The following is a 12,755-nucleotide window of genomic DNA, read 5'->3' as shown; positions in this document are numbered from 1 at the left end:
GTTACCTTCTTTCTTCTTAATTATATATTCCATCAACATTATTTTCCCATGTTCGGATTTAATTTTCAACTTTTTTCTAAATTTATATAACATTTCATACGTTTTTAAAATGGATATGTTAGAATAAGGGAGGTTAAAGCGAAAGGGAGGTTACATGATTATGAAATTCCGAATGAAAGTATTATGTAGTTTATTAACTGCGGCCATGTGCTGCACGCCTGTTTTGAGCGGCTGTTCATCTCAGGAGGAGCCTTCTTTGGCCCAGGAAGAGGCAGAAGGGAAGGAACAGGATGTTTTGGATGAGACGGATGGCGCTGCCGGAGAGGGCGCAGGTAATCTGGGAAAGTTCTCTATGGAGGACATAAATGGCAGCGCCTATACGGAAGAATTGTTTGCAGACCATGACTTGACCATGGTAAATGTGTTTACGACTTGGTGTACGCCTTGTATCAGGGAGATTCCGGATTTGGAGAAGCTTCACAAGGAAATGGAGGGCCAGGGCGTAGGTGTAGTCGGTATTGTGTTAGATGCAATAGGCAGTTCCGGCAAGGTGGATGAAAAGGCAGTAGAGAAGGCTAAGATTCTGGCAGAAAAGACAGGGGCGGCTTACCCGTTCCTGATACCGGACGAAGGGTATCTGGGCGGCAGGCTTGCCGGGATTGCCGCGGTTCCTGAGACATTTTTCGTAGACAAGGACGGAAATATCGTTGGAGAGACGTATTCTGGCAGTCGTTCTTTTGAGGACTGGAAGGGAATCGTGGAAAAGGAACTGGAAGGGGTGGCAAAATGAGCCGCTTCTTACGGTCTCCATGGGCAGGAATCTGTATCGCTGCCTTAGGTTTAGGGTTGATGGGGATTGGGATTTACCGGGGAGAGATGGCGGTGGCGTGGGAAAAAGCAGTAAATATATGTATGGAGTGTATCGGAATTGGATAAGAGAAAGAATTACGAGTGGAAACGCCATAGAATGCAGGCATTATGGGGGCTTCTTACCAATAGTTACCTGACAGGATTCGTTCAGGGGAAAATATATAAAGGGAAGTTGAAGAATCTCTGCGCTCCCGGTCTTAACTGCTATTCCTGCCCGGGAGCCTTGGGAGCCTGCCCGGTCGGGGCGATGCAGGCGGTGATTGGGAATTGGAATTTTAAGTTCGCGTTTTATGTGGCTGGGTTCTTGATGTTCATAGGCGCGCTGATGGGAAGATTCGTCTGCGGCTGGCTGTGTCCTTTTGGGCTGATTCAGGATTTGCTGCATAAGATTCCATTTCCTAAAAAAATAGGGACGTTTCGGGGAGATAAGCTGCTTAGGAAATTAAAATATGTAATACTGGCGGTATTTGTCATACTTCTGCCTATGTTTCTGGTGGATGTGCTGGGACAAGGCGCGCCTTATTTCTGTAAACTCATCTGTCCGGCGGGGACGCTGGAGGGAGGCCTGCCGCTGGTGCTGCTGAACAAATCTATGCGCAGTGCATTGGGCTGGCTGTATGTGTGGAAGAATGTATTACTGGCAGTGACGATTGTACTTTCGGTTTTGATATACAGGCCGTTCTGCAAATATATTTGCCCCTTGGGAGCCGTTTATTCGGTGTTCAATCCAATATCGGTGTTCAGGTACAGGGTGGATAAGGACAAATGTACGGGATGCGGCGCCTGTGCCAAGGCATGTAAGATGCAGGTAAATCCGGTGGAGCATGCAAACAGCCCGGAATGTATCCGCTGCGGGCTGTGCAAAAAAGTGTGCCCCGTCCATGCAATCCAATCTCCGCTTCCGGCCAAAGACGTTAAACGTCAGTGTGAAACGAGTAAATGAGAGAGGGATATTTCCATGGAAGATGCTTATGTATTACAGTTATCCAACCGGAAGTTTTCTGAATTATATCTGTGCATGTGCGGCTACAGTAAATGCAAGCCGCTGCACAGTTTTGGACCGGCGGTCCGTCCGGATTATCTGATTCATTTTATTTTAAAAGGAAGAGGCAAGTATCACAGCGGGGACGCCCGGTATTGCCTGGAAGCGGGGCAGGGCTTCTTGATTGAGCCGAACGTTCTGACCTTTTATCAGGCGGATGCGGATGAACCTTGGGAATATCTGTGGATTGGGTTTAACGGAACGAATGTCGCGGAATATCTTCTGGATGTTGGGCTTCACAGCAGGCAGTTGATTTTCAGGAGCGCCCATGGCGCAGAGCTGAAACAAACGGTGGTGGAAATGCTGAAGAATACCACCAGCAGTATCAGCAACCAGTATGAGAGGCAGGGGCTTCTCTATTCTTTTTTTGCGATTCTGTCAAAAAATATCAATATAAATGTCCCGCGGGAACAGGACGGGGAGAATATCCATATCAGCAGGGCGGTGGAGTATGTCCGTAACAATTATTTTGACGCCATACGGGTGACGGACATTGCGAAATATGTGTGTGTTGACCGTACGTATCTCTATGAACTGTTCCGCCGTTATCTGAATGTCTCCCCCCAGGAATATCTGGCAAATTACCGGCTTACCAGGGCGGCGGAGCTTTTGACTCTTACGGAGCTTTCCATGGGAGAGATTGCCCTGTCCTGCGGATATCAGAATGCGTATTCCTTCGGGAAAGCGTTCAAGGCGAAGCGTGGAATATCGCCTGCCAGATACAGGGAAAAGAACCGGAGTGAAAAAAAGGATTATCTGGAGAGCCATAAGGATAATCTGGAAAAGTTATAGCCAACATTTGGACATTTTTCCCCCACATATGGGCATATGCATCCGCAGGTTTCTCTTATACAATTTAATTTATGAAGGATGCGGAAATTGCGCGGCTTTTGGGAAATCGGGTATGGAGCGTAAAAGACATCCGAACATTTGTATAAGAAGGAGGTTTTGTATGAGTATTTTATTTAGCGAAAGCACAAAGACATTTCATCTGTATAATCAGGAGATTAGTTATATTATGACGGTTCTTCCGAACGGGCATATGGGACAGCTTTATTTCGGAAAAAAGGTTCATCACAGGGAGGATTATTCCTATCTGTATGAGACGGTATGCCGGCCCATGGCGTCCTGTGTGTTCGAGGGGGACAGAAGTTTCTCTTTGGAGCATGTAAAACAAGAGTACGGCGTATATGGGACGACGGACTACCGCCGTCCTGCAATCGAAATATTACAGCCAAACGGAAGCCGTATCTGTGATTTCAAATATCAGGGTTACGAAATCCAGAAAGGGAAACCAGCGCTTACAGGGCTTCCTGCCACTTATACGGAAAATGAGGATGAGGCGGAGACGCTTTGTATCACGTTGGCAGATTCGCTGACCGGGGTGGTTTTGGAGCTGCTCTACACGGTTTTTGCCAAAGGAGGTATTCTTGCCAGAAGCGCCAGAATCTCAAACAAAGGGGAGGAGGAGCTCCATCTGACGACGGCCATGAGCCTTTGTCTGGATTTGCCGGACTGTGACTATGAGTGGCTTCAGTTTTCCGGGGCATGGGCGCGGGAACGCCATTTGAAGGTGAGAAAATTAGAGCAGGGAATCCAGGCGGTGGACAGCCGCAGGGGAAATTCCTCCCATGAGCATAATCCATTTATCGTGCTGAAACGTCCGGCGGCAAATGAATTTCAGGGAGAGGCCATTGGTTTTAGTTTGATATACAGCGGAAATTTCCTTGCCCAGGCGGAGGTGGATACCCATGACACGACGAGAGTCCTGATGGGGATTCATCCTATGGGATTTGACTGGAAGCTGGAAAAGGGAGAGAGTTTCCAGACGCCGGAGGCTGTGATGGTTTTCTCGGAACAGGGGCTGAACGGTATGAGCCAGACGTTCCACCGTCTGTATCAGAAGCGTCTTGCCAGAGGATACTGGCGGGATAAGGCAAGACCGATTTTGAATAACAACTGGGAGGCGACCTATTTTGACTTCACAGAGGACAGGCTTGTAGAGATTGCAGGCAAGGCAAAGGAATGCGGGGTGGAATTGTTCGTGCTGGACGACGGGTGGTTTGGGCAGCGCAATAACGACCATGCGGGTCTGGGCGACTGGGTGGCGAACCCGAAACGGCTCTCCCGGGGGATTACGGGTCTTGCAGAGCGTATCGAGGGGTTAGGCATGAAGTTCGGGCTTTGGTTCGAGCCGGAGATGGTGAACAAGGATTCTGACCTTTACCGGGCGCATCCGGACTGGATTCTTTCCACTCCGGGAAGAAGTGTTTCCCATGGAAGGAACCAGTATGTGCTGGATTTCTCCCGGAAAGAAGTGGTGGACTGTATCTATGGGATGATGGCGAAGATTTTGGGCGAGGCGAAGGTTTCTTATGTGAAATGGGATATGAACCGGAGCATTACGGAGTGTTATTCTAAGGCTCTTTTGCCGGAACGCCAGGGGGAAGTGTTCCATCGCTATATTTTAGGGGTGTATGAATTGTATGACCGGCTGAACCGGAATTTCCCTCATGTGCTTTTTGAGTCCTGCGCAAGCGGCGGCGGACGGTTTGACCCGGGTATCCTCTATTATGCCCCGCAGGGATGGGCGAGCGATGATTCTGACGCGGTGGAGCGTCTGAAAATACAGTACGGCACGTCCTTTTGTTATCCGATTAGCAGTATCGGCAGCCATGTGTCTGTTGCGCCGAATCATCAGGTGTTCCGTAACACACCGCTGCATACCCGGGCAAATGTGGCTTATTTCGGGACGTTCGGATATGAGCTGGATTTGAATAAGCTGACGGAAGAGGAGCAGGAGGCTGTGAAGGGGCAGATTGCATTTATGAAGGAATACAGGGAGCTTCTGCAGTTTGGCAGATTTTATAGGCTGGTCAGTCCGTTTGAGGGAAATATTACCTGCTGGATGGTAGTAAATGATGAGCAGACGGAAGCGGTTGTGGGATGGTACCGTACTTTGAGCCATGTGAATATGCCGTATACCAGGGTGCGTCTTTGCGGGCTGAATCCGGATTTCTGTTATGAGGAACAGGGCGCCGAGAGGGTTTATTATGGGGATGAATTGATGAATATTGGGCTTATTACGTCTGACGGCATGTCCGGGCAGGTGGAGGAGCTGACTGGGGAGTATGGAGATTTTGACTCCAGGCTTTATGTCCTTAGGGCGGTGCAGGACAAGCAGATAGCAGACAAATAACCTCTTGCCATTGGGTGTTGTCGGCAGCGATGGACGTATGGCGACTGCCTGGTCTGCCGTTGCATCGGGGTAGGCAGAATGATAACTGGCAGGATGTTTGGGAGCGGACGCCGGGGCAGATGGATGGTGGATGTGCCGGATACAGAATATACATTCGACCTATGAAATGAAAGACTTGGAAAGGATTTCTTGTTCATGTTGTACATTTCCATTTCAGGGAAATTATGATATTATCGTCTTTGAAAAGGAGAGGTTGTTATGAGCAAAATGATTGTAGTATTTCAGAATCCGGACGACATCTTAGAGTTTGTGCAGAAGGTGGAAAAATATCCATATAATATGGATATGAAACGCGGCAAGTATGTAGTTGATGCAAAATCTCTGTTAGGGTTGATGAATCTTGGCTTCCATAAGGAGATTGAGCTGGCGGTCTACGAAGAAAAGTGTGACGATCTTCGTAAGGATATAGAAGAATTTATTGCTGCGTAAATGTAATTTGATACTTGTATAAGGGGACTCCTCGTCGTATAATATGCGATGGAGGAGTCTTTGTTATGAATAAACTTACGAAAATTGACCGAAGCGGTTATCTGTTCGATAACCGGTCGCTGGTGGCGTTGATTATTCCGCTTGTGGTCGAACAGCTTCTTGCCGTACTTGTAGGGATGGCGGATTCGATTATGATTGCGAGCGTGGGTGAGGCTGCCGTGTCCGGTGTTTCGCTGGTAGACCAGGTCATGGTACTGCTCATCAATATTTTTGCCGCGCTTGCTACGGGCGGGGCTGTAGTGGCAGGGCAATATCTTGGACATAGGAAGAAGGATGCGGCGTGTGAATCGGCGACCCAGCTTGTCTGGTTCATAACGATTTGTGCCGTTGTCATTACGGCATTGGTATATGCGGGGAAGAGCCTGATTCTGCATGGGGTATTCGGGCAGATTGAACCGGATGTCATGCGCCATGCGGACGTTTATCTTATGATTGTGACGATGGCGATTCCGTTTATGGCATTGTATAATGCCGGGGCGGCAGTGTTCCGTGCCATGGGGAATTCCAAGGTTTCTATGCAGATATCGATTATTATGAATGTGATAAATGTAGCGGGAAATGCAATTTTGATTTACGGTTTCCACCGGGGGACGGAAGGGGTGGCGATTCCGACGCTGGTATCCCGTGCTGTGGCGGCGGTGCTTATCATTGTCCTTCTCTGTGATGAGAAGCAAACCTTACATATCAAACGTACTTGGCGGTATCGGGTGGACTGGTCGCATGTGAGGAAGATTCTCAGTGTGGGCGTGCCGAACGGGTTGGAGAACAGTATGTTCCAGCTTGGGAAGATTCTGGTCTTGAGTCTGGTTTCTACCTTCGGTACTTATGCCATTGCGGCAAACGCCGTAGGAAATTCGATTGCGATGTTCCAGATTCTTCCGGGCATGGCGATTAATCTGGCGGTTACGACGGTCATTGCGAGATGTGTGGGCGCCGGGGATTATGAGCAGGTAAAGTATTATAATAAGAAATTGTTGTTGATTACACATATCGGTACGGCGGTGATGGCTTTTAGTGTGTTTGCGGTCCTGCCGTTGATTTTAAAGGCTTATCATCTGTCGGATGTTACGGCAGAGGCGACGAGGCAGATTATCTATTTCCATGGAATCAGTGCGGTGTTGATATGGCCGTTGTCATTTACCCTTCCGTCAACGTTCCGGGCTTCCGGGGATGCAAGGGCTTGTATGATTATTTCTATGGCGTCTATGTGGCTGTTCCGTATTATTTTCAGTTATGTGCTTGGAGAATATTTTGGGATGGGCGTGTTCGGCGTCTGGGTGGCGATGGTCATCGATTGGGTGTTCCGGGCGTTGTGTTTTGTGATTCGGTATTATAGAGGGGGATGGAAGAAGCAGTCGTTGGTGTAATTCTGTTTTTCTTCTTCTCTCTAACGCAGTATTGTCATTGGGGCAGTGGAGTAGAAAAAAGATTGTGGGATGAAAAAGCGGGTTATTGATAGTGTGTCTAACTGTTGCAGCCGCATGTGAAGGTTGCTGAAAAGATTGTGAGATGAAAAAGGAGCAGAAATGGAAATTCAGGGAGGGATGCAAGTGAAGAGAGAATTGGTGATTGTGTTGGATTTTGGGGGACAGTATAACCAGCTTGTGGCGAGGCGTGTCCGGGAGTGCAATGTGTACTGTGAGATTTATTCTTATAAGACGGAGCTTGAGAAGATTAAGGCGATGAATCCTAAGGGGATTATCCTGACGGGAGGACCGAACAGTTGTTATGAGGCGGATTCTCCGACGTACTCTAGGGAGCTTTTTGAGATGGGGATTCCTGTTCTGGGGCTTTGTTATGGGGCACAGCTTATGATGCATGTGCTTGGGGGAACCGTGGCGCGTGCGGATGTGCGGGAGTATGGCAAGACGGAGGTTCTGGTGGACAAGAGGGAATCTAGGATTTTCCGGGATGTTTCGGAAAAGACGGTGTGCTGGATGAGCCATTTTGATTCTGTTTTTAAGGTGGCGCCGGGATTTGAGGTTACTGCCCATACGGTGGATTGTCCTGTGGCTGCGGCTGAAAATACGGACGCAGGATTATATGCGATTCAGTTCCACCCGGAGGTGCTGCATACGGAGGAAGGGACGAAGATGCTTTCTAACTTCGTGCTGGATGTATGTGGTTGTGCGGGGGACTGGCGGATGGATTCGTTCGTGGAAGAGTCTGTGCGGCAGATTCGTGACAAGGTGGGAAGCGGAAGAGTACTCTGTGCGCTGTCGGGCGGGGTGGACTCTTCGGTGGCTGCGGTCTTGCTGTCCAAGGCGGTCGGAGAGCAGCTTACCTGTGTGTTCGTGGACCATGGGTTGCTTCGGAAAAATGAAGGGGATGAAGTGGAGGCTGTGTTTGGACCGGAGGGGGAGTATGACTTGAATTTTATCCGTGTCAATGCGCAGCAGAGATTTTATGATAAGCTGGCGGGGGTGTCTGACCCGGAACAGAAGCGGAAGATGATTGGGGAAGAGTTTATCCGTGTGTTTGAGGAGGAAGCGAAGAAGATTGGCGCGGTGGATTTCCTTGTGCAGGGAACCATTTACCCGGATGTGGTGGAGAGCGGCCTTGGCGGGGAGTCGGCTGTGATTAAATCCCATCATAATGTGGGCGGATTGCCGGATTATGTGGATTTTAAGGAGATTATTGAGCCTCTTCGGGATTTGTTTAAGGATGAGGTTAGGAAGGCGGGGCTGGAACTGGGGATTCCGGAGTATCTGGTGTTCCGCCAGCCGTTCCCGGGACCGGGACTTGGCGTGCGGATTGTTGGGGAGGTTACGGAGGAGAAGGTTCGGATTGTGCAGGATGCGGATGCGATTTACCGGGAGGAGATTGAGAATGCAGGGATTGCCCGGGGGATTGGCCAGTATTTTGCAGCTCTTACGAATATGCAGAGTGTCGGGGTCATGGGGGATGAACGGACTTATGACTATGCGGTGGCACTCCGGGCGGTGAATACGGTTGACTTTATGACGGCGGAGGCGGCGGAGATTCCGTTTGGGGTGCTTAAAAAGGTTATGGGGAGGATTATTAATGAGGTTAAGGGGGTTAATCGGGTGATGTATGATTTGACGAGTAAGCCGCCGGGGACGATTGAGTTCGAGTGAGAGGTAAAATCCTCGCAAGTCTTGAAAAATCAAGGCTTGCGGGGATTTTTTAGGTGGCGGTGGGTACGATTTGGGTACAAAAATTATCTTCTGCTTCTTTTATCATTTAATTCAAATTGAAGATAATTTGTGCCTTCAGTAAGATAAGTAGTATCATTAGAAGTGCTTTGGGTTGATTTTAACCCTAAATCTTGAGGAGTTATGGGACCGCCTTGTTGGCACTTTGCCCATAATTCATCATCTGATAAACTGTTTGTATTATTTGACATAATAGACCTCCTTTCTAATAGATAAATCCGCTAATAAATATAAGTAATATGGAAATTATTATTATAGGTATTATATAATTGACGCAATCGTTGAATTTCTTGAATTTTTTTTCGAGAATTTCATTGTTTGAATCAATACATATATTATATTGCGAACAAATATATCTTGCAACAGTTTTTGAGTCAGAGTTGATCATATCTCTGCTTAGAACAGATGTGGGATTAAAGCGTCTGATAGATATACCTTTTAATAATTTTGTGAGTTGAATTAATGTAAAAACATATATTAAAATATTGATTGTTAATAAGACCGAGTATGTAATAATAAGTGCTAATTGTGAAGCAGAGGTAGGAAATGAAAAACTCTCGATTTTCTTTATAACATCACATATTAGAACAAAAATAAAGGCAAAGACAGTTAGTATGATATATATTTTATTATCTAATTTTTCTGAACGTTGGACACAATGCTCATATTCAGATTTGATAGATTCATATGATAATTCTTCTGAGAATGCTGTGTTGTTTGTGCTTTCTATATTGTTGCTTTTCACGGCAACAGAATATTCTTTATCATTGATGTTTACAGTATATTCTTTCATTTTGATACTCCACTCCTTATGGTAATTGCATTTGGTTTTATGGCTTAGAATTTAGTCCAATTTTATCCATAGTTTCATCGTGAACTTTTTGAATGTCAAGCCGTTGTTGCCAAGGCTCCGACTCCGGATAAATATCCATCCAAAGATTAAAAGCCGCCTCCGCCTTTAACAACGCCTCGCCACGCTTTTTTATATCTTTAATTGAATTACACTTCTCTACTTCTTTCATATATTCCTCATAGCGGTCACACCATGAGCGCATCAAAGAAAGCGTACCAAAGCTGACAGCGACCATATCATTACCGTCCTGATCCTGATATTCAAATAAATGCCCGTCATATTGGCGGAACACTTGAAAAAGTCTGTGCATAGCTTTGATACCGCCAAAGTCAGAGTTAGTTAATACCTCCACATTGACAGCAAGAGCTTTTGCAATAGTTTCAAGGGATTTGGGCTTAGGATTGCGTCTGCCGCTTTCGTATGCACGAATATATGCTTCACTTGCGCCAACCAATTCTCCGAGTTGCTTTTGAGTTAAGTTTCTTTCCTGCCTGATTCTTCTTATATTTTCTCCAACAGTCATAACGACCTCCTGCAAAGTAACTTCCAAAATTAAAAAAGTATAAATATAGCATACCACATAAAAAGGGAAAAATAAAGAAAAAGATATTGACACGAAACAAATGTTGCGATAGTATATACATACAACATTACAGAAACAAATGTTGCGCAACAGAAACAAAAATAAGAAAGAGAGGAAACAACATGAACGAAAAACTTTATTACAATGCCGCAGACATTGCGGCGATGCTCGGCATCAGCATGGGGAAGTCTTACAAGATTTTGCGGGAAATGAACAGCGAATTATCTTCCAAAGGATTTCTTACAATCGCAGGCAAAATTCCGGCAGCTTATTTCAAAGAGAAGTGGTACGGAGCGGCAAAGGAGGTAGGTGCATGAGTTGTAGCGCAAAGAAAGATCCGAACGGCACATGGCGGATACAATACCGCTGGACGGATTGGACAGGAGCGAAAAAGAAGTCGCAGAAGAGAGGGTTCAAAACAAAGAAAGAAGCGGAAGAATGGTATGCACATTTCTTATTACAGCAGTCCTCTGATCCGACAATGACGCTTGCTGATTTTTGGGAAATTTACAAGGCGGATATGGAAAAACGTCTGCGGAAAACTACCATGAAGCAGAAAGAGTATGTGATGAATGATAAGGTGCTGCCTTACTTTGGAAGCACACCAATCAATGAAATCACTGCTCCTATGATAAGAAAGTGGCAAGGCGAGATGATGGAGAAAGGCTTCAAGCCTACCTATCTGAAAACTATACACAACCAGCTCAGTGCCATTCTGAATTATGCAGTTAATTTTTATGATTTGCGCTCCAATCCATGCCGGAAAGCAGGAAGCATGGGAAAGAGCAGGGCTGATGAAAGACCATATTGGACTTTAGAAGAATTTCAGAAGTTTTCGGATGCAATTATGGATAAGCAGGATTCGTGGGTTGCATTTCAGATTTTATTCTGGACGGGGATACGTCTGGGAGAGTTGCTTGCGCTTCAGGTAAAGGATGTAAATTTTGAGGAAGGTACGATTACGGTTGATGAATCTCTTGCGAGGATCGATGGGGAAGATTTGATAACCGCACCGAAAACGGAAAGTTCCATAAGGGCAATTACCATACATAAGGAATTGCAGGAGGCGATAAAGGAGTATATTGCAACGCTCTATCGGGCGAGGGCAGGAACACGGCTTTTTGCCGGGAGAACAAAGAGTTTCTTTGAGCATGAAATGGAGAGGGGAATTAAGCTGTCAGGTGTAAAAAAGATAACTGTCCATTGTACCCGCCACAGCCATGCGAGTATGCTTGTGCAGATGGGATTCAGCCCGGTAGAGATTGCAAAGCGGCTAGGGCATGGAAAAGTTACAACTACGATAGAAACATACTGTCATCAGTCTATGGATGCACAGATAAAAATTGCGGACAGGCTTGGAAAAGTGGAGAGGGGGGAAGAAGGTGGCGTGTAGGCGTGAGGACAGGTTCCGGCGGAATACAATCGCTTTTTGGCTGAGTGATGAGGAAAAAGCGCAAGTAGAAGCGAGGATTATATTGTCAGGACTTCCAAAAGGCGATTATTACCGGAAAGCCGTATTGGGGCAGGAAGTGATGGTAACTGCCGGAAATTATATGTCTAACCGGGTTGCAAAAGTTTTAGAGCAGATATTAGTACATCTGGAAAGCGGAAATACAGAAGATGAAAAATTACTGCTGGAACTGGTAAAGCAGTTGTTAGAAATTCAGCAGAATAGAAATGCCCCTGCTGGTAACAGGAGCATTCCGGAAACAGATTAGGTTGTTGGCGCAACTTAATCTGAGAGCAAAAAGGACAAAGCCTCTTTACATATATTGCAGATTTATTATAACAGAGGCTTTTCCGGATGAAAAGGAGGAGCAATCGTAAAATTGAATATTTTTTCAGAGGTAAAGGAATATCTGACAGCAAGACAGGCGGCGGAATACTATGGTTTGCAGGTTAAAAAGAATGGCTTAGCCTGTTGTCCGTTCCATGATGATAAGCACCCAAGCATGAAGATTGATAAAAATTATCACTGCTTTGCCTGTGGCGTCGGTGGAGATGTGGTTGATTACGTTTCCCGTATGTTTGGATTGTCACAGTATGATGCGGCACTAAAGCTGATAGAGGATTTTTCTCTGCCTGTTGATGCGAAGGGGAATGCAGAGTTGAGTGTGCGGGAAAAAGAGCGCATCCGCAGGGAAAAGGCAGAGCGTGAAAGGGTAACACGCATTCAGGAACGATTTGGAAAATGGTGCAGACAGACCGTTGATATATTGAGGGGCTGTATTTCAGAGGTTGACAGCGTAAATCACTTTCTGATTGGGAAACCGCCTGACATTATTTTTTCGGAAGATTATGCGCAGATGCTTCATGCAGAGCCGTTGATCAATTACTGGCTGGATATCCTGTGCATGGGAGATGTTTCAGAGAGGCGGGGGCTGTTTTTGAAGGATAGAAAGAAGGTGGAGGAAATTGCAGGAAAAATCGGTGCAGGCAGAAAGCGAATTATGGAATGCAGTCGGGGAAGCGCTTGATGCAGA

Annotated in this window: 15 protein-coding genes; 12 read left to right on the top strand and 3 right to left on the bottom strand. The window is 46.4% G+C overall.

Annotated elements, in window-relative coordinates; genetic code table 11:
* Positions 1-160 precede the first annotated feature (160 nt).
* The 8 genes from AC6I3O_RS22655 to guaA all read left to right on the top strand — a co-directional run bounded on the left by AC6I3O_RS22655 (position 161) and on the right by guaA (position 8,758).
* The gene (locus tag AC6I3O_RS22655) at positions 161-790 is read left to right on the top strand and encodes a TlpA family protein disulfide reductase (RefSeq protein WP_497852791.1); all 630 of its coding nucleotides are present in this window, start codon (positions 161-163) and stop codon (positions 788-790) included.
* On the top strand, positions 787-936 hold the full coding sequence (locus AC6I3O_RS22650; RefSeq protein WP_497852790.1) for a CD1871A family CXXC motif-containing protein: 150 nt from the start codon (positions 787-789) through the stop codon (positions 934-936). The genes AC6I3O_RS22655 and AC6I3O_RS22650 overlap by 4 nt, the downstream gene beginning before the upstream one ends.
* A 31-nt stretch (positions 937-967) precedes the next feature.
* Entirely contained in the window at positions 968-1,813 is an 846-nt protein-coding gene (locus tag AC6I3O_RS22645) for a 4Fe-4S binding protein (RefSeq protein ID WP_497853573.1), read from the top strand.
* Between the two features lie 15 nt (positions 1,814-1,828).
* Complete coding sequence (locus AC6I3O_RS22640; RefSeq protein ID WP_497852789.1) at positions 1,829-2,704, top strand: AraC family transcriptional regulator; 876 nt, start codon at positions 1,829-1,831, stop codon at positions 2,702-2,704.
* Between the two features lie 160 nt (positions 2,705-2,864).
* A complete protein-coding gene (locus AC6I3O_RS22635; RefSeq protein WP_497852788.1) occupies positions 2,865-5,111 on the top strand; it encodes an alpha-galactosidase in 2,247 nt (748 codons plus the stop codon).
* Positions 5,112-5,369: 258 nt separating this feature from the next.
* Positions 5,370-5,600: an HPr family phosphocarrier protein gene (locus tag AC6I3O_RS22630; RefSeq protein WP_159754656.1), complete on the top strand. Its 231-nt coding sequence runs from the start codon at positions 5,370-5,372 to the stop codon at positions 5,598-5,600.
* Between the two features lie 65 nt (positions 5,601-5,665).
* Positions 5,666-7,027 (top strand): MATE family efflux transporter, encoded by a 1,362-nt coding sequence (locus tag AC6I3O_RS22625; protein WP_497852787.1) that lies wholly within the window; start codon positions 5,666-5,668, stop codon positions 7,025-7,027.
* 183 nt (positions 7,028-7,210) lie between these two features.
* Positions 7,211-8,758 carry a glutamine-hydrolyzing GMP synthase gene (gene guaA, locus AC6I3O_RS22620; RefSeq protein ID WP_497852786.1) on the top strand — a complete coding sequence of 516 codons (1,548 nt, stop codon included), beginning with the start codon at positions 7,211-7,213 and terminating at the stop codon, positions 8,756-8,758.
* An 83-nt stretch (positions 8,759-8,841) separates the two neighbouring features.
* Here guaA and AC6I3O_RS22615 read toward each other — a convergent pair whose 3' ends face one another.
* From AC6I3O_RS22615 to AC6I3O_RS22605, 3 genes are read right to left on the bottom strand one after another with little or no spacing between them, the layout of a single operon-like run.
* A complete protein-coding gene (locus AC6I3O_RS22615) occupies positions 8,842-9,027 on the bottom strand; it encodes a hypothetical protein (protein WP_497852785.1) in 186 nt (61 codons plus the stop codon).
* 14 nt (positions 9,028-9,041) lie between these two features.
* On the bottom strand, positions 9,042-9,629 hold the full coding sequence (locus tag AC6I3O_RS22610; protein WP_497852784.1) for a hypothetical protein: 588 nt from the start codon (positions 9,627-9,629) through the stop codon (positions 9,042-9,044).
* 37 nt (positions 9,630-9,666) lie between these two features.
* Positions 9,667-10,212 carry a helix-turn-helix domain-containing protein gene (locus AC6I3O_RS22605; protein ID WP_497852783.1) on the bottom strand — a complete coding sequence of 182 codons (546 nt, stop codon included), beginning with the start codon at positions 10,210-10,212 and terminating at the stop codon, positions 9,667-9,669.
* A 182-nt stretch (positions 10,213-10,394) separates the two neighbouring features.
* Here AC6I3O_RS22605 and AC6I3O_RS22600 point away from each other — a divergent pair, with 182 nt between their 5' ends.
* The 4 genes from AC6I3O_RS22600 (at position 10,395) to AC6I3O_RS22585 (ending at position 12,749) form a co-directional block, all read left to right on the top strand.
* Positions 10,395-10,589 (top strand): ICEBs1 excisionase, encoded by a 195-nt coding sequence (locus tag AC6I3O_RS22600; RefSeq protein ID WP_497852782.1) that lies wholly within the window; start codon positions 10,395-10,397, stop codon positions 10,587-10,589.
* Positions 10,586-11,665 (top strand): site-specific integrase, encoded by a 1,080-nt coding sequence (locus AC6I3O_RS22595; RefSeq protein WP_497852781.1) that lies wholly within the window; start codon positions 10,586-10,588, stop codon positions 11,663-11,665. The genes AC6I3O_RS22600 and AC6I3O_RS22595 overlap by 4 nt, the downstream gene beginning before the upstream one ends.
* Positions 11,655-11,990: a plasmid mobilization protein gene (locus AC6I3O_RS22590; protein WP_497852780.1), complete on the top strand. Its 336-nt coding sequence runs from the start codon at positions 11,655-11,657 to the stop codon at positions 11,988-11,990. The genes AC6I3O_RS22595 and AC6I3O_RS22590 overlap by 11 nt, the downstream gene beginning before the upstream one ends.
* A 111-nt stretch (positions 11,991-12,101) precedes the next feature.
* Positions 12,102-12,749, top strand: coding sequence for a CHC2 zinc finger domain-containing protein (locus tag AC6I3O_RS22585; protein WP_497852779.1), 648 nt, complete (start codon positions 12,102-12,104; stop codon positions 12,747-12,749).
* The last annotated feature ends 6 nt before the right edge of the window (positions 12,750-12,755 follow it).

This window comes from Sporofaciens sp. St.21A7 (assembly GCF_059728535.1).
Note: the sequence above shows the minus strand (reverse complement) of the source record. Positions and strands in the feature narration are given on the sequence as shown.

Bases quoted from the DNA above. Each gene is read 5' to 3' on its own strand.
- AC6I3O_RS22655 (WP_497852791.1), top strand. From the start codon at position 161: ATGAAATTCCGAATGAAAGTATTATGTAGTTTATTAACTGCGGCCATG.
- AC6I3O_RS22650 (WP_497852790.1), top strand. From the start codon at position 787: ATGAGCCGCTTCTTACGGTCTCCATGGGCAGGAATCTGTATCGCTGCC.
- AC6I3O_RS22645 (WP_497853573.1), top strand. From the start codon at position 968: ATGCAGGCATTATGGGGGCTTCTTACCAATAGTTACCTGACAGGATTC.
- AC6I3O_RS22640 (WP_497852789.1), top strand. From the start codon at position 1,829: ATGGAAGATGCTTATGTATTACAGTTATCCAACCGGAAGTTTTCTGAA.
- AC6I3O_RS22635 (WP_497852788.1), top strand. From the start codon at position 2,865: ATGAGTATTTTATTTAGCGAAAGCACAAAGACATTTCATCTGTATAAT.
- AC6I3O_RS22630 (WP_159754656.1), top strand. From the start codon at position 5,370: ATGAGCAAAATGATTGTAGTATTTCAGAATCCGGACGACATCTTAGAG.
- AC6I3O_RS22625 (WP_497852787.1), top strand. From the start codon at position 5,666: ATGAATAAACTTACGAAAATTGACCGAAGCGGTTATCTGTTCGATAAC.
- AC6I3O_RS22615 (WP_497852785.1), bottom strand. From the start codon at position 9,027: ATGTCAAATAATACAAACAGTTTATCAGATGATGAATTATGGGCAAAG.
- AC6I3O_RS22610 (WP_497852784.1), bottom strand. From the start codon at position 9,629: ATGAAAGAATATACTGTAAACATCAATGATAAAGAATATTCTGTTGCC.
- AC6I3O_RS22605 (WP_497852783.1), bottom strand. From the start codon at position 10,212: ATGACTGTTGGAGAAAATATAAGAAGAATCAGGCAGGAAAGAAACTTA.
- AC6I3O_RS22600 (WP_497852782.1), top strand. From the start codon at position 10,395: ATGAACGAAAAACTTTATTACAATGCCGCAGACATTGCGGCGATGCTC.
- AC6I3O_RS22595 (WP_497852781.1), top strand. From the start codon at position 10,586: ATGAGTTGTAGCGCAAAGAAAGATCCGAACGGCACATGGCGGATACAA.